This window comes from Nocardioides donggukensis, assembly GCF_014842875.1.
In the GTDB taxonomy this organism is placed as follows: domain Bacteria; phylum Actinomycetota; class Actinomycetes; order Propionibacteriales; family Nocardioidaceae; genus Nocardioides; species Nocardioides donggukensis.
Window position 1 is genome coordinate 229,453 of the sequence record NZ_JACYXZ010000002.1, and the last position, 22,208, is coordinate 251,660.

At 72.7% G+C, this 22,208-nt stretch carries 23 protein-coding genes; 18 read left to right on the forward strand and 5 right to left on the reverse strand.

What is annotated here, in order from left to right; translation table 11 throughout:
* Positions 1 to 31 precede the first annotated feature (31 nt).
* From cobT to IE331_RS07485, 4 genes are all read left to right on the forward strand, one after another.
* Complete coding sequence (cobT, locus tag IE331_RS07470) at positions 32 to 1,090, forward strand: nicotinate-nucleotide--dimethylbenzimidazole phosphoribosyltransferase (RefSeq protein ID WP_201931374.1); 1,059 nt, start codon at positions 32 to 34, stop codon at positions 1,088 to 1,090.
* Positions 1,087 to 2,307 carry a uroporphyrinogen-III C-methyltransferase gene (cobA, locus tag IE331_RS07475; protein ID WP_192142168.1) on the forward strand — a complete coding sequence of 407 codons (1,221 nt, stop codon included), beginning with the start codon at positions 1,087 to 1,089 and terminating at the stop codon, positions 2,305 to 2,307. The genes cobT and cobA overlap by 4 nt, the downstream gene beginning before the upstream one ends.
* Positions 2,300 to 3,103 carry a TrmH family RNA methyltransferase gene (locus tag IE331_RS07480; RefSeq protein WP_192142170.1) on the forward strand — a complete coding sequence of 268 codons (804 nt, stop codon included), beginning with the start codon at positions 2,300 to 2,302 and terminating at the stop codon, positions 3,101 to 3,103. The genes cobA and IE331_RS07480 overlap by 8 nt, the downstream gene beginning before the upstream one ends.
* Positions 3,104 to 3,168: 65 nt before the next feature.
* Entirely contained in the window at positions 3,169 to 3,594 is a 426-nt protein-coding gene (locus IE331_RS07485) for a hypothetical protein (RefSeq protein ID WP_192142171.1), read from the forward strand.
* 10 nt (positions 3,595 to 3,604) lie between these two features.
* On the opposite strand, the gene IE331_RS07490 is transcribed toward IE331_RS07485, so the two are convergent.
* Both IE331_RS07490 and IE331_RS07495 read right to left on the reverse strand, forming a co-directional pair.
* Positions 3,605 to 4,957: an HNH endonuclease gene (locus IE331_RS07490; protein ID WP_192142172.1), complete on the reverse strand. Its 1,353-nt coding sequence runs from the start codon at positions 4,955 to 4,957 to the stop codon at positions 3,605 to 3,607.
* 84 nt (positions 4,958 to 5,041) lie between these two features.
* Positions 5,042 to 5,923 (reverse strand): haloalkane dehalogenase, encoded by an 882-nt coding sequence (locus IE331_RS07495; protein WP_192142173.1) that lies wholly within the window; start codon positions 5,921 to 5,923, stop codon positions 5,042 to 5,044.
* Positions 5,924 to 5,964: 41 nt separating this feature from the next.
* Between IE331_RS07495 and IE331_RS07500 the strand changes: the two genes are divergently transcribed.
* Positions 5,965 to 6,717 (forward strand): GTP pyrophosphokinase, encoded by a 753-nt coding sequence (locus IE331_RS07500; protein WP_318646793.1) that lies wholly within the window; start codon positions 5,965 to 5,967, stop codon positions 6,715 to 6,717.
* Positions 6,718 to 6,724: 7 nt separating this feature from the next.
* Here the strand turns inward: IE331_RS07500 and def are convergent, their stop codons facing one another.
* Positions 6,725 to 7,345, reverse strand: coding sequence for a peptide deformylase (gene def, locus IE331_RS07505; RefSeq protein WP_192142174.1), 621 nt, complete (start codon positions 7,343 to 7,345; stop codon positions 6,725 to 6,727).
* Positions 7,346 to 7,427: 82 nt separating this feature from the next.
* Here def and IE331_RS07510 point away from each other — a divergent pair, with 82 nt between their 5' ends.
* Positions 7,428 to 8,804: an acyl-CoA dehydrogenase family protein gene (locus IE331_RS07510; protein ID WP_192142175.1), complete on the forward strand. Its 1,377-nt coding sequence runs from the start codon at positions 7,428 to 7,430 to the stop codon at positions 8,802 to 8,804.
* A complete protein-coding gene (locus tag IE331_RS07515) occupies positions 8,804 to 10,018 on the forward strand; it encodes an acyl-CoA dehydrogenase family protein (RefSeq protein WP_192142177.1) in 1,215 nt (404 codons plus the stop codon). The genes IE331_RS07510 and IE331_RS07515 overlap by 1 nt, the downstream gene beginning before the upstream one ends.
* 10 nt (positions 10,019 to 10,028) lie before the next feature.
* Here IE331_RS07515 and IE331_RS07520 read toward each other — a convergent pair whose 3' ends face one another.
* Positions 10,029 to 10,316 carry a YiaA/YiaB family inner membrane protein gene (locus tag IE331_RS07520; protein WP_192142179.1) on the reverse strand — a complete coding sequence of 96 codons (288 nt, stop codon included), beginning with the start codon at positions 10,314 to 10,316 and terminating at the stop codon, positions 10,029 to 10,031.
* A gap of 93 nt (positions 10,317 to 10,409) precedes the next feature.
* On the opposite strand from IE331_RS07520, the gene IE331_RS07525 reads away from it, so the two are divergent.
* From IE331_RS07525 to IE331_RS07535, 3 genes are all read left to right on the forward strand, one after another.
* Complete coding sequence (locus tag IE331_RS07525) at positions 10,410 to 11,723, forward strand: DUF2252 domain-containing protein (RefSeq protein ID WP_192142181.1); 1,314 nt, start codon at positions 10,410 to 10,412, stop codon at positions 11,721 to 11,723.
* 26 nt (positions 11,724 to 11,749) lie between these two features.
* The gene (locus tag IE331_RS07530; RefSeq protein ID WP_192142183.1) at positions 11,750 to 13,186 is read left to right on the forward strand and encodes a GuaB1 family IMP dehydrogenase-related protein; all 1,437 of its coding nucleotides are present in this window, start codon (positions 11,750 to 11,752) and stop codon (positions 13,184 to 13,186) included.
* Between the two features lie 134 nt (positions 13,187 to 13,320).
* Entirely contained in the window at positions 13,321 to 14,538 is a 1,218-nt protein-coding gene (locus tag IE331_RS07535; protein WP_192142185.1) for a CAP domain-containing protein, read from the forward strand.
* Here the strand turns inward: IE331_RS07535 and IE331_RS07540 are convergent.
* Entirely contained in the window at positions 14,456 to 15,130 is a 675-nt protein-coding gene (locus tag IE331_RS07540; protein ID WP_192142187.1) for a LysR family substrate-binding domain-containing protein, read from the reverse strand. The genes IE331_RS07535 and IE331_RS07540 overlap by 83 nt on opposite strands.
* A gap of 95 nt (positions 15,131 to 15,225) precedes the next feature.
* On the opposite strand from IE331_RS07540, the gene IE331_RS07545 reads away from it, so the two are divergent.
* The 8 genes from IE331_RS07545 (at position 15,226) to IE331_RS07580 (ending at position 22,205) form a co-directional block, all read left to right on the forward strand.
* A complete protein-coding gene (locus IE331_RS07545) occupies positions 15,226 to 15,411 on the forward strand; it encodes a hypothetical protein (protein ID WP_192142189.1) in 186 nt (61 codons plus the stop codon).
* Positions 15,412 to 15,486: 75 nt separating this feature from the next.
* The gene (locus tag IE331_RS07550) at positions 15,487 to 16,212 is read left to right on the forward strand and encodes a response regulator transcription factor (protein WP_192142191.1); all 726 of its coding nucleotides are present in this window, start codon (positions 15,487 to 15,489) and stop codon (positions 16,210 to 16,212) included.
* Between the two features lie 162 nt (positions 16,213 to 16,374).
* Positions 16,375 to 17,451 (forward strand): sensor histidine kinase, encoded by a 1,077-nt coding sequence (locus IE331_RS07555; protein WP_192142193.1) that lies wholly within the window; start codon positions 16,375 to 16,377, stop codon positions 17,449 to 17,451.
* Between the two features lie 110 nt (positions 17,452 to 17,561).
* Positions 17,562 to 18,017 (forward strand): hypothetical protein, encoded by a 456-nt coding sequence (locus tag IE331_RS07560; protein ID WP_192142195.1) that lies wholly within the window; start codon positions 17,562 to 17,564, stop codon positions 18,015 to 18,017.
* Between the two features lie 107 nt (positions 18,018 to 18,124).
* Positions 18,125 to 18,832 carry a type 1 glutamine amidotransferase domain-containing protein gene (locus IE331_RS07565; RefSeq protein ID WP_192142197.1) on the forward strand — a complete coding sequence of 236 codons (708 nt, stop codon included), beginning with the start codon at positions 18,125 to 18,127 and terminating at the stop codon, positions 18,830 to 18,832.
* A 42-nt stretch (positions 18,833 to 18,874) separates the two neighbouring features.
* Positions 18,875 to 19,294, forward strand: a complete 420-nt coding sequence (locus IE331_RS07570) for a PPOX class F420-dependent oxidoreductase (RefSeq protein WP_192142198.1) — start codon at positions 18,875 to 18,877, stop codon at positions 19,292 to 19,294.
* 110 nt (positions 19,295 to 19,404) lie between these two features.
* Positions 19,405 to 20,838: a M1 family metallopeptidase gene (locus IE331_RS07575; protein WP_201931376.1), complete on the forward strand. Its 1,434-nt coding sequence runs from the start codon at positions 19,405 to 19,407 to the stop codon at positions 20,836 to 20,838.
* Between the two features lie 188 nt (positions 20,839 to 21,026).
* Complete coding sequence (locus tag IE331_RS07580; protein ID WP_201931378.1) at positions 21,027 to 22,205, forward strand: IS481 family transposase; 1,179 nt, start codon at positions 21,027 to 21,029, stop codon at positions 22,203 to 22,205.
* Positions 22,206 to 22,208 lie beyond the last annotated feature (3 nt).

Here is a 22,208-nt window from a genome sequence, read left to right on the forward strand (position 1 = left end):
GGCCCCAACCCCGTCGATGGACAATGGCGCGGTGACCACCGAGCCGCTGCTCCCCGCTGCCCTCGCGGCGATCCGCCCCCTGGACGCCCCTGCGATGGAGGCCGCGCGCCGTCGGCAGGCCGAGCTCACCAAGCCGGCCGGGTCGCTCGGCGTCCTGGAGGACGCCTCGGTGCGGCTGGCGGGGATCCACGGGACCTGCCCGCCGCCGTACCCCGACGAGTTCGTGGTCGCCGTGTTCGCCGCCGACCACGGGGTCGTGGCGAGCGGGGTCACGCCGTGGCCCCAGGAGGTCACCGGCGCCATGGTGGAGAACTTCCGCAGAGGTGGCGCCGCCGTCAACGTCCTCGCGGCCGAGGCGGGTGGCACCGTCGTCGTGGTCGACATCGGGGTCGTCGGCGACGTCGACGAGGACGCCGTCGTCTGGTCCCGCAAGGTGCGTCGCGGGACCGCCGACCTGGCGCACGGCCCCGCCATGAGCCGGACCGAGGCCGAGCAGGCGATCGAGGTGGGCATCGGGGTGGCGGCCGAGCTGGTCGACGCCGGGTACGGCGTGATCGCGACCGGCGACATGGGCATCGGCAACACCACGGCGTCGGCCTGCCTGGTCGCGCACTTCACGGGGCTGCCGGCCGAGGAGGTCACCGGACCTGGCACGGGCGTGGACGACGCCACCCTCAAGCACAAGACGGACCTCGTGGCCGGCGCCGTGGGTCGGCTCGCCGAGGACGCCGACCCCATCGACGTGCTCGCCGAGGTCGGGGGGCTCGAGCACGCCGGCCTGGTCGGGCTGGTGCTCGGCGCGGCCTCCCGACGGGTGCCCGTCGTCCTCGACGGCGTCATCGCCGGTGCTGCCGCCCTCGTCGTGCGGGCCCTGGCCCCGGACGCGGTCGACCACTGCTTCGCCGGGCACCGCAGCACCGAGCCCGGCCACCACGCCGCGCTGGCGCTGCTCGGCCTGCGCCCGCTCGTCGAGCTCGACCTCCGGCTGGGGGAGGGCACCGGTGCCGCGCTGGCGTTCCCGCTGGTGCGGGCCTCGGCGGCCGTGCTCCGGGACATGGCCACCTTCGACGACGCGGGGATCGGCTCGTGAGCGACCACCCGTCGTACCCGCCCTACCCCTCCGGGCTCCGGCTGGCCGGGCGCCGGGTCGTGGTGGTCGGCGGTGGGCACGTGGCCCAGCGCCGGGTCCCGGTGCTGATCGGGGCCGGCGCCGAGGTGCACGTGGTCTCACCCGAGGTCACGCCCGCCATCGAGGGCCTGGCGGCGGAGATCACGATCGCCCTGCGCCCGTTCCGGGAGGCAGACCTGGACGGTGCGTGGTACGTCATCGCCGCGACCGACGACCGGGCCGTGAACGAGGCGGTCTCCCTGGCCGCGGAGGAGCGCCGGATCTTCTGCGTCCGTGCCGACGACGCCCGTGAGGCCTCCGCCTGGACCCCGGCGATCGGCCGGCACGAGGGGCTCACGGTGGCGGTGCTGGCCAACCGCGAGCCGCGCAGGTCGGCCGGGATGCGCGACGAGATCATGCAGGCCCTGCGCGAGGGCGTGATCAGCATCGCCCAGGACCGGACGCCCGGCGTGGTCCTGGTCGGCGGCGGGCCGGGGGACCCCGAGCTGGTCACGATCGCCGCCCGCAACGCGCTGGCGTCGGCCGACGTCGTGGTGGCCGACCGGCTCGCGCCGCGCGAGCTCCTCGACGAGCTGGCCCCGGGGGTCGAGCTGATCGACGTCGCGAAGCTGCCCCGCGGACGGTCCGCCTCCCAGGAGGAGATCAATCGGGTGCTGATCGAGCACGCCCGCGCCGGCAAGCGGGTGGTCCGGTTCAAGGGCGGTGACAACTTCGTCTTCGGCCGCGGCTACGAGGAGGTCCTCGCCTGCGCCGAGGCCGGGGTCCCGGTGACCGTCGTGCCGGGGCTGACGTCGGCCATCTCGGTGCCCGCCCGGGCCGGCATCCCGGTCACCCATCGCGGGGTCGCCCACGAGTTCACGGTCATCTCGGGGCACCTGCCCCCCGGACATCCGGACTCGCTCGTCGAGTGGCCGGCCGTGGCCGCGCTGCGAGGCACCGTGGTGCTGCTCATGGCCGTGCAGAACGCGCCGGCGATCGCCTCGGCCCTCATCGCCGGGGGTCGATCGAGGGACACCCCGGTCGCGGTCGTCATGGAGGGCACGATGCCGGGGGAGCGGACCGTGCGGTCGACGCTGGCGGGCCTCGAGGCCGACCTCGAGGCCGCCGCGGTCCGGCCCCCGGCGATCATCGTCGTCGGCGACGTGGTCGCCGTCTCCGCGCCGGGTCACGATGGCTGAGCTGATCCGGGTCGCGGACGGCGCCGACCCGCGTCTCGCGGACTACCGCGACTTGCGGGACGTCTCGTTGCGCAAGCACCTCGAGGCCGAGCACGGGCTCTTCCTCGCCGAGGGCGAGAAGGTGGTCCGTCGGGCGCTGGAGGCCGGCTTCCCGGCCCGGTCCTTCCTCATGGCCGAGCGGTGGCTGGAGGGCCTCGCGGACGTCCTGGACCGCTCCGACGCGCCCTGCTTCGTGGTCGAGGAGAAGCTGGCTGAGGAGGTCACCGGCTTCCACGTGCACCGTGGGGCGCTGGCGTCGTTGGAGCGGCGGCCGCTGCCCTCGCTCGACTCCGTGCTGGCGGGCGCCCGCTCGGTGCTGGTGCTCGAGGACATCGTCGACCACACGAACGTGGGTGCGATCTTCCGCAGCGGTGCCGCGCTGGGCTTCGACGCGGTCCTGCTCTCGCCGCGGTGCGCGGATCCGCTCTACCGGCGTGCGGTGAAGGTGGGGATGGGCGCGGTGTTCTCCGTCCCGTGGACCCGTACCTCCGACTGGGCCGGCGCCCTGCCCGCCCTCTCCGAGCGGGGCTTCACGACGGTCGCCCTCACTCTCGCCCCCGACGCGGTGCCGGTCGACCGAGCGGTCGCGGGGCTCGACCGGGTCGCGCTGGTGCTCGGCTCGGAGGGGCACGGACTCTCACCGCGCTGGGAGCAGACCGCCGACCGGCGGGCCACGATCCCGATGCGCGAGGGGATCGACTCGCTCAACGTGGCCGCGGCGACGGCGATCGCCTGCTACGAGACGGCCCGGCGCTGACGGCCCCGGCGCGGGGGAACCCCTCGGAGCGCTGCGGCGTCACACCCACCATGATGATTCTCGGGATGATCCACCGTCACCGACAGACCGCACCCGCCTCCCGCGTCCGGCTCGCGGGCGCGGCCCTGTGTGGCAGCCTGCTGCTGGGCGCGTGCGCGCCCACGCAGGACACCGGTGCCGACAGCGGAGGAGACGACGCGCCCATGACCCCTCCGACCGCGTCGGCGCCGGGTGCCGACTCCGACCCGGCCCGCGCCGCGGTGGCCGACCTCGCCGCCGAGCTCTCCGTCGAGGACGCGGCGATCACCGTGGACTCCGTCGAGGACGTCACCTGGCGCGACGGCAGCCTGGGGTGCGCCGAGCAGGGCACGATGTACACGCAGGCCCTGGTCGAGGGCACGAGGATCACGCTCTCGGTCGACGGCGAGACCTACGAGTACCACGCGGGAGGGGACCGTCCCCCGTTCCTGTGCCCGGACCCCACCGAGTGACCGACGAAGGTCAGGACGCCGTCAGGTGGTCCACGAGCGCGGCCTCCAGCCGCGCGGGTGGGGAGGTGTCGCGCCTACCGGGCAGCGGCGGGGAGTGCGTGCGGTAGGCGTGCCCGGCCGGCGTCACCGTGACCACGGTGTGCCGGGGCTCGGTGAGCATCGGCGCCGCGACCCACCCGGGCGCCTCCTTGGCGTAGTTGCAGGCCTCGCAGAGGCCTTGGGCGTTGACGGCCGAGGTCTGCCCACCCTCGCGCACCGGCACGACGTGGTCGCGGTGCCGGATCGGGGCGTCGCACCACGGGGTGCGACAGGTGTCGCCGTCCCGCACCGCGATCAGCTCGGCGAGCCCGGCGGGGAAGGTGCGGGACATCGACTCCATGGCGACCAGGTCGTGGTCCGCCGGGAACGCGAACACCCGGCGCAGGCTGGCCAGCCCCTCCCGGGTCGCGCGCCGCACCACGTCGCGGCACAGCGAGGCAGGCAGGGAGCCGGCGCCCCGCAGCTGGCCGGGCTCGTCGCTCGAGCCGAACAGGGTCTCGGTGCCGACGACCAGATTCACCCGCACCCCGACCGGCCGGACCGGATCGGCGCCGGTCACGCGCTCGACCAGCACGTCGGCCTTGACCTGGTCGCGGGTGCGGCCGTCGCCCGCAGCCCGGGCCGAGTCGGCCGCCTCGCCCAGGGCCTGCAGCACCGTGGCGTAGTGCTCCTGCCGGACGACTGCCGAGATCCGGGCGGTGCCGTCGTGCAGCGTGCGGGCGGTCACCCGGCGGGCGGCACGGGCGGCCGCGAACCGACGGCCGGTGGCCGCCGCGTCCACCCGGTGCACGATCCGGCGCACCTGCTCGCGGAGCTGGCGGTCGCCTCGGTGCGGGACCGATCGATCCCTCGCCAGCTCGACGTCGACGGCACGACGGTCCGCGGCGCCCAGCTGCGCCGTCTCGTCGGCGATCACCATGGCCCGCGACTCGGAGAGGTCCCCGCAGCTGAGCGCGCCCAGTGTGTGGGGGAGGTCGCAGGTCAGTGCCCGGGCGAGCTCGAGGTGCCGGCGTCCTCGGTGCGGGCCCTCGCGCCGCGCGAGGCCGACCTGTGCCCCGATGCTCACGTCCGGGTCGAGACGGCGGCCGCCGCAGATCGTGGCAGCCTCGATCCCGGCCGACTGCGACCGGGCGAGGGCCTGGGTGATCCTGGCCTGAGCCCCGGCCGCGGCCGCCTTGATCCGCTCCAGTGCCTCCAGCCGGCCGACCCGCTCCTCGTCGTCGGCCGCCCTCTCGATCATCGCCAGCCGCTCCACCAGCTCGCCGAGGTCCGAGGTCGAGAGTCGGCTCCGGGCGGCTTCGAGGATGAGACGCGGTTCGCTCATGTGTTCGAGTGTAGGCGTGCCCACCGACAATGCCCTGATCCTGCTGACGCCGGGTGGACCGCCTCCTCCGGGGGCCGGTCCGCCTCAGGGCGTCCGGCGGTCCGTCAGCCAGGCGGCGATGGCCTCGCCGATCTCGTCCGGGCTGTCCTCCTGGATGAAGTGCAGGCCGGGGACGGTGACCTCGGTCTGGTTCGGCCAGGTGCGGGCGAACTCGCGCTGCGGCCCGGTCAGGATCGTGCCCGGATCGGCGTTGACGAAGAGCTTGGGCACCTGCGAGGCGGCCAGCCACTCGGCGTACGACGCGACGATCTCGGCCACGTCGGCGGGCTCGCCGTCGATCGGGATCTGGCGCGGCCAGGTCAGGGTGGGACGGCGGTCCTCGCCGGGAGTGGCGAACGGACGGCGGTACTCCTCCATCTCCTCGTCCTCGAGGGTGCGCAGGATCGACGCCGGCAGGATCGCCTCGACGAACAGGTTCTTCTCCAGGACCATCGACTCACCCGCCTCCGAGCGGAGGCCCTGGAAGATGCCCCGAGCCGACTCCGGCCACTCCTCCCACGTGACCGGTCGGACGATGGCCTCCATGTAGGCGATGCCGGCGACCCGGTCGCGGTGCCGGTTCGCCCAGTCGAAGCCCAGTGCCGAGCCCCAGTCGTGGACGACCAGCGTGACCCGGTCCCCGAGGTCGAGCCGGTCGAGCAGTCCGTCGAGGTGCTCGCGATGCTCGACGAACGTGTAGGAGTCGGCGCCGGGGTCGTCGAGCTTGTCCGAGTCGCCCTGTCCGAGGAGGTCCGGCACGATGCAGCGGCCCCGACCGGACAGGTGCGGGAGCACGTTCCGCCAGAGGTACGACGAGGTCGGGTTGCCGTGCAGGAGCACGATCGGGTCGCCCGTTCCGACCTCGTGGTAGGCCATCCGCCTGCCGTGGACGGTCAGGTACTGCTTGCTCAGCGCCGCGGTGCTCATGTGCGCGAGTCTCGCACGCGGCGACGCCCTACGGTGGTGTGGTGGACCTCGACAACGGGCAGCCGATCGACCTGGAGACCCTCAGCGACCTGCACCAGCTGAGGGAGCAGTTCACCCGCTTCATGATGCAGTACAAGTTCGGCATCGACGAGGTGGCGACGAAGATCTCGATCCTGCAGGAGGAGTTCGCGCACCTGCACTCCTACAACCCGATCGAGCACGTGCAGTCCCGCCTCAAGTCGCCCGAGTCGATCATGGAGAAGGTGGCGAGGCGCGGGTGCGGCCCGACGTTCGAGGAGATCCGCTCGGAGATCACCGACATCGCGGGAGTGCGGGTCACCTGCAGCTTCGTCTCCGACGTCTACCGGGTCTACGAGATGCTGGCCGACCAGCCCGACCTCACGGTGCGCCAGGTCAAGGACTACGTCGCGCAGCCCAAGCCCAACGGCTACCGCAGCCTGCACGCCCTCGTCGAGGTCCCGGTCCACCTGTCCGACCGGATCGTGCCGGTCGTCATCGAGGTCCAGCTGCGCACCGTCGCCATGGACTTCTGGGCCAGCCTCGAGCACAAGATCTACTACAAGTTCGACGCCGCGGTGCCCCAGGAGATGGTCGACGAGCTGCGCGAGGCCGCCCACACCGCGGCCGACCTGGACCACCGGATGGAGGTCCTGCACCGGCAGCTGCACGGCGATGCCGCCGCGCCTCGCGACCCCGCCTCGAGCGTCCTCGTGCCGGACGACCGGGTGGTCGCCCTCCTGCACAGCATGCGCGCGCAGGACGAGACCCGCTGAGTGCCGGTCAGGTCCGGTCGTCGGCCGGCCAGCCGTCCGGGAACTCCTCGACGGCCTTGTCGTGCTGCTTGCCGAGCCGCTTGCGCGCCTTGGCGCTGAGCCGGTCGCCGAAGACGGTCCCGTTGGTGTGGTCGGTCTCGTGCTGGAGCGCCCGGGCCAGCAGCCCGTCGCCCTCGAACCGCACCGGCGAGCCGTCCAGGCCGGCCCCCTCGACGACGGCCGCGTCGGGGCGGGCGCACTCGACGTAGGCGCCCGGGAACGACAGGCAGCCCTCGTCGTCGTCGTCGAGCCGGCGGTCCTTGCCCTCCGGCAGCGTCAGCACCGGGTTGCAGACGACGCCCTGCACCTGCCGTCCGGACGCGTCCGGGCAGTCGACGACGAAGACCGCCAGGTCGACCCCGATCTGGCAGGCGGCCAGGCCGACGCCGTCGGCGGCCCGCATCGTGGCCACCATGTCCGCCACCAGGGCGGCGAGGTCGTCATCGAACGCCGTGACCCGCTGCTGCGGTGCGTGCATGACCGGTGTGCCCCAGCGGGTGATCGGGCGGACCGTGCCCCCCTCGGGGAGCGGTCCGTACGGCGCGTGCGGGGCCGGCCCGGCAGGGTCCCCGGGAGTCGTGATCGCCATGGTCGCCCAGTCTAGGGCGGCGTGACCCGGGTCATGGACGCGAGGTGTGGCGCGAAGTGTAACTCCGAGTTACATTTCGATCATGTCCCTCATCAAGGCAACCAGGAGCGCGGTGTCGCCGGGTGGCAAGCACGGCGTGAGCGGCACCGAGTCCCGCGATCCGATCGGCTACGCCGTGCTGGCCCTCAACAAGCTCGCGCAGAGCGAGCTGATCGACCGGCTCGGCCTCCGCCGCCCGGCCGAGCGGGGCGTGTTCACGGTGACCCGCGGGGGGTTCCGGGCCGCCGGTGCCGCCAGCCGGGCGTTCACGCGCCGGGGCCGGCCGGGCCACCCGGGCCTCCGGGTCCCGTCGGCGAACCCGAGCGGCGTCTTCGACCTCACCCCCACCGAGGACGAGCAGATGCTGGTCGACGTGGTCACCGAGCTCGCCGCCGAGGTCCTGCGCCCCGCCGCCGCGCAGGCCGACGAGACCTGCCTCGCCCCCGAGTCGCTGCTCGCCGCCAGCCAGGAGATCGGCCTTCCGATCCTCGGGGTCCCCGAGCAGCTGGGCGGGATCTCCGAGGAGCGCTCGGCGGTCGCCGGCACGCTGGTCGCCGAGGCTCTGGCCCGGGGCGACATGGGCCTCGCCGTCGCCACCCTGGCCCCCGGTGCCGTGGCCACCGCACTGTCCCTGTGGGGCACCGACGAGCAGCAGGCCACCTACCTCCCCGAGTTCACCGGTGACGACGTCCCGGCGGCCGCCCTCGCGCTCACCGAGCCGGGCGTCCTCTACGACGTGCTGTCGCCGGCGACCACCGCCACCCGCACGGCTGACGGCTTCGTCCTCGACGGCGTCAAGAGCCTGGTCCCGCGGGGCGCCGACGCCGAGCTGTTCGTCGTCGGCGCACAGCTCGAGGGTCGGCCGGTGCTGTTCCTGGTCGAGTCCGGAGCCGACGGCCTCGAGGTCGAGGGCGACCCGGCCATGGGCCTGCGCGCCGCCGCCATGACCCGGGTCCGGCTGTCCGGCGTCCGGGTCCCGGCCGGCGCCGTGCTCGGCCAGGCCGACGGGTCGACGTACACCGAGTGCGTCCGACTCTCCCGACTGGCGTGGTGCGCCCTCGCGGTCGGCACCGGTCAGGCCGTGCTCGACTACGTGACGCCGTACGTCAAGGAGCGGGAGGCGTTCGGCGAGCCGATCGCGCACCGGCAGTCGGTGGCGTTCATGGTCGCCGACATCGGCATCGAGCTCCAGGCGATGCGGCTGCTGACCTACCGGGCCGCCGCCCGCGCCGCGCAGGGCAAGGACATCGGCCGGGAGGTCGCGCTGGCCCGCAAGGCCTGCGCCGACCACGGGATGCGGATCGGCCTGGACGGCGTCCAGCTGCTCGGGGGCCACGGGTTCGTCAAGGAGCACCCCGTCGAGCGGTGGTACCGCGACCTGCGGGCCATCGGCGTCATGGAAGGAGGGGTGTTGGTCTGATGATCAACCTCGAGACCCCCAGGAAGCACCGGGCGCTGGTCGACCAGGCCCACCAGGTCGCGATGAACATGCTGCGGCCGATCTCCCGCAAGTACGACCGTGCCGAGCACGAGTACCCCAAGGAGCTCGACATGCTCGCGGCCATGATCGACGGGCTCTCCGAGTCCGGCGCCTCCGAGGGCGCCGGCGCCGCCGGGGTACGCCGCGACGAGGGCGAGCCGGACCGGGGCCCCAGCCGGAACGGCGCGAACCTCGCCTCGGTGCTCTCCGTCGCCGAGATGTGCTGGGGCGACGTCGGCCTGCTCCTGAGCATGCCCCGCCAGGGCCTCGGCAACTCCGCCATCGCGTCGGTCGCCAGCGACGAGCAGCTCGAGCGGCTCCGGGGCACGTGGGCGGCGATGGCCATCACCGAGCCCGGCATCGGGTCGGACTCGGCGAACATCACCACCACCGCCCGCAAGGACGGTGACGAGTACGTCCTCAACGGCGAGAAGATCTTCGTCACCTCGGGTGAGCGCGCGGACAGCGTCGTGGTCTGGGCGACCCTGGACAGGTCGCTGGGCCGGGCGGCGATCAAGTCCTTCGTCGTCACCAAGGGCACGCCCGGGATGCGGGTCGAGCGCCTCGAGCACAAGCTGGGGATCAGGGCCTCGGACACCGCGGTGATCATCTTCGAGGACTGCCGGGTGCCGGCCGAGAACCTCCTCGGCACCCCCGACGTCGACGTCAAGCAGGGCTTCGCCGGCGCGATGGCCACCTTCGACAACACCCGGCCGCTCGTCGCCGCGATGGCGATCGGGTGCGCCCGGGCCGCGCTCGACCTGACCCGGGAGCTGCTGGCCGACGCCGGCGTCGTCGTCGACTACGACCGGCCGGCCCAGACCCAGTCGGCTGCGGCCGCCACCTTCCTCCGGCTCGAGTCCGACTGGGAGGGCGCCCGGCTGCTCACGCTCCAGGCGGCCTGGATGGCCGACAACCGGGAGCCGAACTCGCTGGAGGCCTCGATGGCGAAGGCCAAGGCCGGTCGCGTCGGCTCGGACGTCACCCTGAGCTGCGTCGAGCTGGCCGGGGCGGTCGGCTACTCCGAGGGCGAGCTGCTGGAGAAGTGGGCGCGGGACTCCAAGATCCTCGACATCTTCGAGGGCACCCAGCAGATCCAGCAGCTCATCGTCGCCCGCCGGCTGCTCGGCCTGTCCAGCGCCCAGCTGCAGTAGGGCGGCGCGCTCAGCCGAGCTGGTTGAAGGGGTCGTGCTCGGCCAGGATCTTCTCGACGCGGGCCTGGTCGAGCCGCGACACCACGGCCGAGCTCTCGTGGGCGTCGCGCACGCACTTGGCGAGCGTGAAGGACGACGTGGTGAGGAACAGGGTGGCGATGCCGAGGAAGGCGCGGATCCAGGGGTCGACGGGCAGGTAGAGGATCGCCCAGAGGATCGCCAGCAGGGCGATCCCGAAGGAGATCGCCGCCTGTGCGTAGAAGGCGTTGGTCATCGTGGTCTTGGGTGTGTTCGTCATGCCACGAGACTCCCGCGTCGCGCCCCGCGGGGGACCCGCCCGCGCACCCAACTGCGACTGAGTACCCGACCCCAGGCGTGGCAGGGTGGGGGGATGACCACCACGGACAAGCGCACCGACCGGATCGTCAGCGTGCTCGACGACGCCTTCGCGGACCTCATGAAGGCCGATCCCGTGGCCTTCCGGGGGAAGTACCGCAAGATGGCGGCCGACCCGCACTCGTTCTTCCGCGGCACCGCCTGCCTGTTCTACGCCGACGTGACCGGGATGGAGGACCCCTACGTCACCGACCGGAGCGACCGGATCTGGATCCACGGGGACCTGCACGTCGAGAACTTCGGGACCTACCTGAACTCGGACGGCCGGATGGTCTTCGACGTCAACGACTTCGACGAGGCGTACGTCGGCCACTTCACCTGGGACCTGCAGCGCTTCGCCGCCTCGCTGGCTCTGGTCGGCTGGCAGAAGGCACTGCCCGAGGACGACGTACGCCGCCTGATCGGCCGCTACCTGCGCGCCTACCTGTCCCAGGTCGACCACTACCGCCGCACGGAGGACGACGAGGACTTCGCGCTGCACCTGGACAACACCAGCGGGCCCATCCACGACGCGCTGGTGACCGCGCGCTGCCGCAAGCGGGCCGACCTGCTGGCCGGCACGACCGCCCGGGAGGCGGGGGAGCGGCGGTTCCGCGAGGACCCGACCATCCGGCGGCTGAAGAAGACCGAGCGGGAGAAGGTGGTGGCCGCGTTCGGCCGCTACCTGGAGACCATCCCCGCGGACAAGCGCTACGACCGCGACCTGTTCTACGAGCTGCGCGACGTCGTCGGGAAGTCGGGGTTCGGGATCGGGAGCGCCGGGCTGCCCGCCTACAACCTGCTCGTCGAGGGATGGAGCGAGGCGCTCGACAACGACGTGGTGCTGACCATGAAGCAGGCCAACGTCCCGGCCGTCAGCCGCTTCGTGGACACCGCGAGGGTCGAGTCCTACTTCGCGAACGAGGGGCAGCGGACCGTGGTGAGCCAGCGGGCCCTGCAGGTGCACACCGACCCGATGCTCGGGCACACCACGATCGACGGTGCGGGGTACGTCGTCGCCGAGCTGTCGCCGTACGAGGTCGACCTCGACTGGGACGACCTCACCGAGCCGGACGACATCGCCCAGGTGGTCGAGCTGCTGGGGCGGGCCACCGCCAAGATCCACTGCGCCTCCGACGAGGACAGCGAGCAGGACCTGGTCGACTTCCAGGTGGAGGACGCGATCGCCGACGGGCTGGACCGGCGCCGCAAGGAGTTCACGGCCTGGGTGACCGACTTCGGCCTCGAGTACGCCGACCGGGTGCGCGAGGACCACGCGTTGTTCGTCGCGGCCTTCCGTGAGGGCCGGATCGGGGTCTCCGCCACGTAGCCGGACCGGGCGGTAGATTCGTCGACGTGCGCTACCTCGACGACGCGGCCCCGCCGCACGACCTGACCTACGACGACGTCTTCATGGTCCCGCGGCACTCCGCGGTCGCCAGTCGGTACGACGTCGAGCTGGCCACCGACGACGGCACCGGCGCGACCCTGCCACTGGTCGTGGCCAACATGACGGCGGTGGCCGGCAAGCGGATGGCCGAGACCGTGGCCCGGCGCGGTGGGCTGACCGTCATCCCTCAGGACATCCCGATCCCCGTGGTGGCCGAGGTGGTCAGGTTCGTCAAGTCCCGGCACCTGGTGTTCGACACCCCGATCGAGCTGACGCCGCACCAGACGGTGGCCGAGGCGCTCGCGCTCATCCCGAAGCGCTCCCACGGTGCCGCCGTGGTCGTGCAGGAGGGGCGTCCGGTCGGCGTGGTCGGCCTGGCCGACTGCGGGGAGGTGGACCGGTTCGCCCAGGTCCAGGACGTCATGGACCGGCAGCTCGTCCGGCTGGCCGCGGACGCCGACCCGCGAGCGGCCTTCGACGCCCTCGACGCCGCCCGGGTCCCGCTGGCCACGGCCGTCGACGAGGAGGGACGCCTGCTCGGGGTGCTCACCCGGATCGGTGCGCTGCGGGCCACGCTCTACCGTCCCGCCGTCGACGGCGACGGCGCGCTGCGGGTCGCCGCGGCGGTGGGGGTCAACGGGGACGTGGCCGCCAAGGCGAAGGAGCTGGTGGCCGCGGGGGTCGACTGCCTGGTCGTCGACACTGCCCACGGCGACCAGGACCGGATGGTGGAGGCGCTGCGGGCGATCCGGGCCGGCGATCCGGGCGTGCCCGTCGCCGCGGGCAACGTGGTCTCGGCCGAGGGGACCCGCACCCTTATCGAGGCCGGCGCGGACATCGTCAAGGTCGGCGTCGGCCCCGGCGCGATGTGCACCACCCGGATGATGACCGGGGTCGGCCGGCCCCAGTTCTCGGCGGTGGCCGAGTGCGCGGCCACCGCCCGCGGCCTGGGTCGACGGGTCTGGGCCGACGGTGGGGTGCGGCACCCGCGCGACGTCGCCCTGGCCCTGGCGGCAGGCGCGTCCTCGGTGATGATCGGCTCGTGGTTCGCCGGCACCCACGAGTCCCCGGGCGACCTGATGGTCGATCCGGACGGGCGCGAGTTCAAGGTGTCGTTCGGCATGGCCTCGGCCCGGGCTGTCGCCAACCGGACCACGGGGGAGTCCGCCTACGACCGGGCCCGCAAGGGGCTCTACGAGGAGGGGATCAGCTCCTCGCGGATGTACCTCGACCCGCAGCGACCGGGCGTGGAGGACCTCATCGACCAGATCTGCTCGGGGGTCCGGTCGGCCTGCACGTACGCCGGCGCCACCACGCTCGGCGAGCTGCACGAGCGGGCCGTGGTCGGCCTCCAGTCGGCCGCCGGGTTCCACGAGGGCAGGCCCCTGTCGTCGAGCTGGTGAGTCCCGCGGGCCCCACCGGTCACGACTAGACCACCGGATCCCCTTTTCACTCTTCGTCACACGCGCCACGCGCGCCCTCAATAGCATCCCCATGCTCGCTGATGACGCAGCGACACGCGACTTGGGGACGATTCATGAGACTTCGTGCAGCGTTGGTGGCCTGCCCGACGGTGGTGGGGGCCGTCGTCGCGCTGGGGGTCCCGGCCCAGGCGGTCGACTCCTCGAGCTACCAGCACCACCGGGCTCGCGCCGAGTCCGTGATCGACGGCTTCTACGACAGCTGGCTGGTGCACGAGCAGGCCCCCTTCTCCTGGAGCGGCGACGTGTCCGCATGCCGACCGGGTCGGCCCTCCGACGCGGTGACGGCCTCGACGTTCGCCCAGATCAACTACTTCCGGGCGGTGGCCGGGCTGCGACCGGTGGGGGTGCTCGGCGACCTGGACGGGGCGGTCCAGCAGACGGCGCTGATGATGGACGCCAACCGGGCCCTCAGCCACGACCCTCCGCAGTCCTGGGCCTGCCGGACCAAGCTCGCGGCCCGCACGGCCGGTCGGTCCAACCTGGCCCTGGGCAGCACGGTGCGCGGAGCACCCGCGATCACGCAGTACGTCCTCGACCCGGGCCGGCACAACAAGCAGGTGGGCCACCGCCGCTGGCTCTTCAACCCGCGGACCGCGCGCATGGCCAGCGGCTCCACGCGTCGGGCCAACGCCCTCGCCGTGGTGGGGATGCCGCAGCACAGCGAGCCGGTGCCGTCGTACGTGCCCTGGCCCGCCCGGGGTGCCTTCCCCTCGCCGCTGGAGCCGCGCGGGCGCTGGTCCCTCAGCGCCTCGCGGCCGGGGACCGACTTCTCCCGGGCGCGGGTCCGGGTCCTCGGTCCGAAGGGCAACCGGATCCCGCTGACCCGCCGGAAGGTGAAGGACGGCATGGGCCCCAACACCCTCGTCTGGCAGATGTCGAGGGTGAAGCGACCCTCCGTCGGGCAGGAGCTGAGCTACCGGGTGCGGGTCACCAAGGTCCGCCGGAACGGCCGTCGCCTGGACCCGGTGAGGTGGACGGTGACGCTGGTCCGCCCGGACCGGCCGGTCCTCAGCACCGCGGCGCCGACGATCTCCGGGACCCCCGAGGTCGGGAGCACCCTGGTCGTCTCCGACGGCGCGTGGTCACCGGCGCCGAGCAGTCTCGAGCACCAGTGGTTCCGCGACGGCGAGCCCCTCGTCGGACAGGTCCACCGGTTCTACCGGCTACAGGAGCGCGACGCCGGGACCGTCATCTCCGTCCGCGTCCGCGCCGGGGTCCGCCACTACGTCTCCGGTCGGGTGACGGCGCAGGTGTCGGTGCCCGGTCGCTGACCGGTCCTCGCGAGCTCCGGGCGGTCCGGCCGCGGACAACGCCGACAAAGGTCTGGACCAGTTCGTCCTCCTCGGTCGCGGTCGGCCAGGCCAGCGCGACCCGGGTGCCGGGCAGCTCCGGCACGGGCCGGTGGACGACGTCGCGCCGGTGGTGCAGCCGCGCCAGTGACATCGGCAGCACGGCCACGCCGGTGCCCGAGGCCACCACCTCGACGGCCTCCGCGACGCTCATCTCCGGGAACGGCAGCTGCTCGGCCACCACGGTCTCCGACCAGCCCGGCACGTCGCCGTACACCAGCTGCTCGTGGGCGAGATCTGCCAGTGGTACCTGGTCGTACGCGGCCACCGGGTGCTCCTTGTGGGCGACGACCACGGCGACCTCGACGTACAGCGGGATCACGTGCAGCCGCTCCTGGTCGAGGGGGAGCCGGACGAAGCACATGTGGACCGAACCGTTGTCCAGGGCCTGCCGCTGGTCCTGCTCGGGCACCGGCACCAGCTCGAGCGGGACCTGCTCCCGCTCCCGCCAGGTGCGTGCCCACTTGTCCGGCGTGACACCGGGGACGAAGCCGATCCGCAACGAGGTCACCACGCCCAGAGCCTAGGGGTACTTGACCGCCGGCCAGCAGAGGAGTTCACTCGAACGCGGGGGGATGTCGTCGTGACCGACTACGGAGGGGCATCAGAATGACCGTTCACATCTGCAGGGACTGCGGGGACGAGGTGCCGGGCGGCGAGGCCGTGCTGCGCTCGATGTCCTTCCGCCAGGTCGCCTACTGCCGGGGCTGCTGGAACGCCAACCACGGTTCGCCCGTGCCGGCCCAGCGGGTCAGCCAGGAGGACGCCTGGGACCGGAACCGCCAGGACGCCTGAGTCCGCGGGCCGGAATCTTCGCGGACACCCCGCGAAGCCTCACGATGCCGGACCCGGAACGCTAGCGTGTGCACCATGGGAGGATCTCGGCTGACGGCTGTGGTCGTCGAGGACGACGCGGACCTGCGTGGGCTGCTCACGGAGGTCCTCACGCGCTCCGGCTTCTCGGTCACCGCCGCCGCCGACGCCAGCACCGGGCTCGAGGCCGTGCGCCGCACCGACCCCGAGCTGGTCACGCTCGACCTCTCCCTGCCGGACTTCGACGGCATGGAGGTCTGCCGGGTGATCCGGGCCGAGAGCGACGCCTACATCCTGATCCTCAGCGGGCGCACCGGCGAGCTGGACAAGCTGCTGGGACTCGAGACCGGCGCCGACGACTACCTCACGAAGCCGTTCAGCCCGCGGGAGCTCGCCGCGCGGGTCGCGGCGCTCATGCGCCGGCCGCGACGGCTCAGGACCGAGTCCGAGTCCGACCGCACGGAGTCGAACACCTACCGCAGCGACGGGCTGGTCGTCGACACCCGCAAGCACACGGCGGTACTCGACGGCGTGGAGCTCGAGCTGACCCGGACCGAGTTCGGTCTCCTGGCGGCCCTCATGAGGGAGCCGGACCGCGCCTGGTCGCGCGCCGACCTCCTGCAGGAGGTCTGGGGCTCGGAGTGGGGTGCCGACGGCCACCTGGTCGAGGTGCACATCGGGAACCTGCGCCGCAAGCTCGGCGACGACGCGCAGCGCGGCCGGTTCGTCCGGACCGTGCGAGGCGTCGGCTACCGCCTGGGCGAGGACCCGGTCCACACTTGACGAAGCCTTGAGCCGACCTTGACGGCTCGCGTATTCCACGTGGCCCTCGGGGGCTTCTAGATTGATGGGTGTCTGGTCGCGCGGGTGAACACCCCCTGTGCGTCCGCGCGACCAGACCCACCACCGTCGCCGACAGGTGACCTTCCAGGGGGGACGGCACCGATGGCAGCACCTCCCGGAGACGGCTCGGGACAGCCGAGCGACCCGGCGAGGCGCGCGGCCTTCGACCTGAGCCCGGTGCCCACGGCGATCCTCTCCCTCCCCGACCTGCAGGTCGTCGAGGTGAACGCGGCGTTCGCGACGTTGCTGGGCCGGCGGCGCCCCACCGACCTGGTCGGCGAGCCGGCGTCGGCGCTGGTCGACCCGGTCGACGTCGTGGTGCCGCGGGCCCGGCGGGCGCCGTCGGTCGGACGCTCCCGCAGGGTGCGGCTCCGGCCGGCCGGGGGCACGGTGCTGGTCGTGGACGCGACGATGTCCCGGGTGGGAGTCGACGAGCCGTTCCTGGTGCTGCACGTGCTGCCCGAGCGGGTCGGAACCGGAGCGCTCTACGACCTGGGTCAGGAGCTGAGCAACCCGCTCACCAGCGTGGTGGGCTCGTTGGAGCTGCTGGCCGACGGGGAGCTCGGCCCGCTGACGGCCGACCAGGCCCGCATGGTGGCCGCGGCCAGCCGCAACGCTGCCCGCCTGGCGGCCATGACCGAGAACCTGCTGTCCCTGGATCCCGAGGGCGTCAGCCGGGCGCACGGCCGGACGGCCGACGTCGACGCGGTGGTGCAGGAGACCGTCCGTCGTGCGGAGGAGGCGGACCGCGGGCGGCACGTCGTCGAGGTCCGGCCCCTCGGGCGGCGGGTGCTGGTGGACCTCCCGGAGGACCGGCTGGCCCGGGTGCTGACCGAGCTGCTGGAGAACGCCGTGACCTACACCCCCGCGGGTGGCCACGTGCTGGTCACCACGGTCGAGCCGAACGGCGACGCGCGCGGGGTGGTCGAGGTGAGCGTGACCGACACCGGCGTGGGGATCCCGCGCGCCGAGCACGAGCTGGTCTTCGAGCGCTTCACCCGCGCCAGCACGGGCACGATGCTGCGGCCCAACGCGGCCGGGCTGGGCCTGGCCGCGGTCCGGCGATGCGTCGAGGGCTTCGGCGGGGAGGTCTACCTCGACTCCGCCGTGGGCGTCGGGTCCCGGTTCCTCCTGCGCCTCCCGCGCAGCGGGCCGGCGGCGGCCCCCGACCAGGGTTGAGACGGTCCGGCCACCGGGCGGGTTCCCAGCGAACTCACAGGTCGCTCCGGAGTCGGTCATAGATCCGCCCGACAGGCTGCGGAGGACGACCCCGAACCGGAGGAGATCCCATGAACCGCACGAAGACCATGACCGCAGCCGCCGTCGCCGCCGGCGCCGCCCTCGCCCTGGGGGTCCCCACCCTCGCGTCGGCCGACGACGAGTCGCAGGGGGCGCCCTCGGCGGTCGAGGCCGAGGAGCGGCACACCGAGATGCGGACGGAGTTGGCGGAGCGACTGGCCGACGAGCTCGGCCTCGACGCCGAGGAGGTGGACGCGGCCCTGGAGAAGGTCACCGGGGAGCTGCGCGAGGAGCACGCCGCGGAGCGGCTCGCCGCGCTCGAGGAGCGCCTGGACGCGGCCGTCGAGGAGGGCCGGATCACCCGGGAGGAGGCCGACGCCATGCTCGAGCGGGCCGAGAGCGGCGAGCCCCGTGGGCACCGGGGAGGCTTCGGCGGTCCTCACGGCGGGCGTCACGGCGGCGCGACCGACGGGGAGGCCGAGACCTCGTCGTACCGGGTGGTCTGACGTCCACGCAGGGAGGCGGAGCAGGGCGGCGTCGGGAATTCCCGACGCCGCCCCGTCGTTGGCCGGGAAGCACCAAGGACATCCAGCCCCCATGCATTGGAGCACCTGTGAGCAAGATCCTGTTCGTCGTGACCGGCTCGGACCACTGGACCCTGACCGACGGCACCAAGCACCCGACCGGGTACTGGGCCGAGGAGCTCGTGGCGCCGTACGACGCGTTCACTCAGGCCGGCCACGAGGTCGTGGTGGCGACGCCCGGTGGCGTGGTCCCCTCCGTCGACCGGGGCAGCCTGGCTCCGGAGGTCAACGGCGGCGAGGCCAACGCGGCCACGCTGGAGAAGAAGCTCGAGGAGATGGCCGAGCTCCGCAACCCGCTGACGCTCGAGCAGGTCGACCTCGGCGACTACGCCGCGGTGTTCTACCCGGGCGGGCACGGTCCCATGGAGGACCTCGCCGTCGACCCGCGCTCGGCGCAGCTGCTGACCGACACGCTGGCCTCGGGCAAGCCGCTCGGCGTGGTCTGCCACGCCCCGGCCGCGCTCCTCGCGACCGAGGGCGCCGAGGGCGGCTCGCCGTTCGCGGGCTACCAGGTCACCGGCTTCACCAACGCCGAGGAGCAGCAGGCCGGCCTCGCCGACAAGGCGCCGTGGCTCCTGCAGGACCGGCTGGTCGCCCTCGGCGCGGACTTCCAGGAGGCCGAGCCGTGGTCGGAGAACGTCGTGGTCGACCGGAGCCTGCACACCGGTCAGAACCCCGCGTCCTCGGGCCCGCTGGCCCAGGCGATGCTGCGCACCCTGGGCACCCACGGCGCCTGAGGCGCTTGCGCGGCCTGCGGGCCCGGGTCGAGACTGCGTCGCATGGACACCACCGACGCCATCGCCTGGGCCCGCAGCCGCAAGCACGCCGTGCTGGTGACGATCCGCGCCGACGGGAGGCCGCAGACCTCGGACGTCCTCTACGGGCTCGACGGTGACACGTTCCTGATCTCGGTCACCGACGACCGGGCCAAGACCGCGAACATGCGACGGGACCCGCGGGTCGTCCTGCACGTCTCGGAGCCCTCGTCGTGGTCCTACCTGTCCCTGGACGGGACGGTCGAGCTCACCGAGGTGACCACGACGCCGGGGGACGCCGCCAGCGATGCCCTCTGCGCCTACTACGAGGCCACCGCGGGCCACCCCCACCCGGACTGGGACGAGTACCGCGCCACGATGGTCGCCGAGGGTCGACTGGTCGCCCGGTTCACCCCGAGGGCGGCGGTCGGCCAGACCCACTGACCGGTCACTCACTGGCCACTCACTGGGGGCGCCTCCTCTTCCACCCGACGTACGCCGGTCCTAGCATGCGAAGCGGGGGCCGGAGCGGCGGAGGAACAGGGGTGTTGGGCATGGGCGCACGGATGGGCGGACTCGGAGTCCTGGCAGGGATCGCGGCGCTCGCCGCCCTGGGTGCCGGGCAGACAGCCGTCGTGGCGGCCCCGGGTGACCCGGGGACACCGCGGTACCAGGCCGGCAGCGACGGCATCGGGGACGACTACTTCCCCCTGACCGGCAACGGCGGCATCGACGTCACGCACTACGACCTGGAGCTGCGGTACACACCGCCGGACCCGGCCCCGGCTCCCCGGGAGGGCACGCTCGAGGCGACCGCGACCCTCGACCTCACACCGACCCAGGACCTGCACCAGTTCAACCTCGACCTGCGCGGGCTCACGGCGACCTCGGTCCGGGTCGGCCGGAAGCCGATGGCCTTCAGCCAGGTGGAGAACGAGCTCGTCGTCACCCCGCGGCCGAAGCTGAAGACCGGGCGCGCCGTCGAGGTGGTCGTCGAGTACGGCGGCACGACGATCCGCCCGACCGACATCGAGGGCGCGCTGTACGGCTGGGTGACCACTCGGGACGGAGCGATCGTGGTCAGCGAGCCGGACGGCTCGGCGACCTGGTTCCCGGTCAACGACCACCCCCGCGACAAGGCGACGTACTCGTTCGACATCACCGTCCCCGACGGCCTGGTCGCCGTCGCGAACGGCGATCTCGTCGGTGAGCGCAGCGCCGGCGGCTGGACGACCTGGTCGTGGGACGCGCCCGACCAGATGGCGGCCTACCTGGCCACCGCCAGCGTCGGCAACTTCGAGCTGCGCGAGTACGCCGCCCCGAACGGGCTGCCGATCATCGACGCGATCGACCGGGACCTGCCCGCCACGGCCGACGACGGCCTGACCCAGCAGGGCGAGATGATCGTGTTCTTCGAGTCGCTGTTCGGGCCCTACCCGTTCACCTCCTACGGCGCCATCGTCGACGACGACTCGGTCGGGTACGCGCTCGAGACGCAGACCCGCCCGGTCTACTCGCGGGTGGCCAACGAGGGCACGGTCGCGCACGAGCTGGCCCACCAGTGGTTCGGCAACGCGGTCAGCCCGCACCGCTGGCAGGACATCTGGCTCAACGAGGGCTGGGCGACCTACGACTCCTGGCTGTGGACCGAGCACGACGGCGGCAGCACGGCGCAGGCGCGGTTCAACGCGGTCATGAACCGCCCCGCGACGAGCTCGTTCTGGAACCTCGAGATCGCCGACCCGGGGCCGTTCGGACTGTTCGCCGGGGCCGTCTACGACCGCGGCGCCGCCACGCTGCATGCGCTTCGGGTGAAGATCGGCGACGAGGCGTTCTTCGAGACCGCCCGCGAGTGGGTCACCCGGTACGACGACTCGACGGCGACCACCGAGGACTTCGAGGCGCTCGCCGAGGAGATCTCCGGGCAGGACCTGGACGCCTTCTTCGACGTCTGGCTGCACACGCCCACCAAGCCGACCAGCTGGTGACAGCGGGCTGAGGAAACGACAGGAGCTCCCGACGCGAGAACCGCGTCGGGAGCTCCTGATCTGTGTGTCCGAGGGGGTGTCCTGGTTCAGGACATCGGAATGGGGTGTCTCAAGACATCGGCATAGCGTGTCTCAAGACATCGGCATAGCCGGGGGCCCGGACTGGGGCCATGTCGAAACGTCGCTTGGTGATCACTGCCGTGCTGGCCGGTGAGACCCAGTCCGAGGTCGCCCGCCGCTACGGCGTCTCCCAGGGCTGGGTCAGTCGACTCATGGCCCGCTACCGACGCGAGGGCGAGGCCGCGTTCGAACCGCAGTCCCGCCGCCCTCACAGCTCACCGTCAGCAGCATCGGCCGAGACGGTCGAGACGGTGCTGCGGCTGCGTAAGGACCTGACCCAGCAGGGTCTCGACGCCGGACCGGAGACGATCGGCTGGCACCTGAAGCACCATCACCACATCCAGGTCTCGCGGGCGACGATCTCGCGGATCCTGAACCGCCACGGACTCGTGGTTCCCGACCAGTCGAAGCGTCCGCGGTCCTCGTTCATCCGCTTCGAGGCCGAACAGCCCAACGAGACCTGGCAGTCCGACTTCACCCACTACCGCCTCGCCACCGGCCCGGACATCGAGATCCTCTCCTGGCTCGACGACCACTCCCGCTACGTCCTATCGGTCACCGCCCACCACCGCGTCACCGGCCCGCTGGTGCTGGCCACGTTCCGTGCCGCGGTCGATCTGCACGGCTGCCCGGCCTCGACGCTGACCGACAACGGGATGGTCTTCACCACCCGCCTCTCTGGTGGTCCCCGGGGCGCCGGCACCCGCAACGGCTTCGAGCACGAGCTGCGACGCCTCGGCGTGCTCCAGAAGAACAGCCGGCCCAACCACCCCACCACCTGCGGCAAGGTCGAGCGCTTCCAGCAGACGCTGAAGAAGTGGCTACACGCCCAAGCGGATCAGCCCAGCACCCTCGCCGAGCTCCAGGCCCTGATCGACGTCTTCGTCGAGACCTACAACCACCACCGCCCCCACAGATCGCTACCGCATCGCGCGACCCCAGCGACCGTCTACGGCACGCGCCCGAAGGCCGAGCCAGGCGACCGCAGCAGCGACACCCACGCACGAGTGCGCACCGACCGCATCGACTCCGGCGGCAAGGTCACCCTGCGCCACGCAGGCCAGCTCTACTCCATCGGCATCGGCCGAACCCACGCCCGAACCCGCGTCCTGCTCCTCATCGACGACCTCGAGATCCGCATCATCGACGCCGCCACTGGCGAACTGCTGCGCGACCTCGTCCTCGACATCTCCAAGCGCTACCAAGGAACAGGAAGACCACCCGGACCACTACCCCAAAAGCACTAAGCC

Coding starts and splice junctions, on each gene's coding strand:
- IE331_RS07480 (WP_192142170.1), top strand. CDS start 2,300: ATGGCTGAGCTGATCCGGGTCGCGGACGGCGCCGACCCGCGTCTCGCG.
- IE331_RS07485 (WP_192142171.1), top strand. CDS start 3,169: ATGATCCACCGTCACCGACAGACCGCACCCGCCTCCCGCGTCCGGCTC.
- IE331_RS07490 (WP_192142172.1), bottom strand. CDS start 4,957: ATGAGCGAACCGCGTCTCATCCTCGAAGCCGCCCGGAGCCGACTCTCG.
- IE331_RS07495 (WP_192142173.1), bottom strand. CDS start 5,923: ATGAGCACCGCGGCGCTGAGCAAGCAGTACCTGACCGTCCACGGCAGG.
- def (WP_192142174.1), bottom strand. CDS start 7,345: ATGGCGATCACGACTCCCGGGGACCCTGCCGGGCCGGCCCCGCACGCG.
- IE331_RS07510 (WP_192142175.1), top strand. CDS start 7,428: ATGTCCCTCATCAAGGCAACCAGGAGCGCGGTGTCGCCGGGTGGCAAG.
- IE331_RS07515 (WP_192142177.1), top strand. CDS start 8,804: ATGATCAACCTCGAGACCCCCAGGAAGCACCGGGCGCTGGTCGACCAG.
- IE331_RS07520 (WP_192142179.1), bottom strand. CDS start 10,316: ATGACGAACACACCCAAGACCACGATGACCAACGCCTTCTACGCACAG.
- IE331_RS07525 (WP_192142181.1), top strand. CDS start 10,410: ATGACCACCACGGACAAGCGCACCGACCGGATCGTCAGCGTGCTCGAC.
- IE331_RS07535 (WP_192142185.1), top strand. CDS start 13,321: ATGAGACTTCGTGCAGCGTTGGTGGCCTGCCCGACGGTGGTGGGGGCC.
- IE331_RS07545 (WP_192142189.1), top strand. CDS start 15,226: ATGACCGTTCACATCTGCAGGGACTGCGGGGACGAGGTGCCGGGCGGC.
- IE331_RS07550 (WP_192142191.1), top strand. CDS start 15,487: ATGGGAGGATCTCGGCTGACGGCTGTGGTCGTCGAGGACGACGCGGAC.
- IE331_RS07555 (WP_192142193.1), top strand. CDS start 16,375: ATGGCAGCACCTCCCGGAGACGGCTCGGGACAGCCGAGCGACCCGGCG.
- IE331_RS07560 (WP_192142195.1), top strand. CDS start 17,562: ATGAACCGCACGAAGACCATGACCGCAGCCGCCGTCGCCGCCGGCGCC.
- IE331_RS07570 (WP_192142198.1), top strand. CDS start 18,875: ATGGACACCACCGACGCCATCGCCTGGGCCCGCAGCCGCAAGCACGCC.
- IE331_RS07575 (WP_201931376.1), top strand. CDS start 19,405: ATGGGCGCACGGATGGGCGGACTCGGAGTCCTGGCAGGGATCGCGGCG.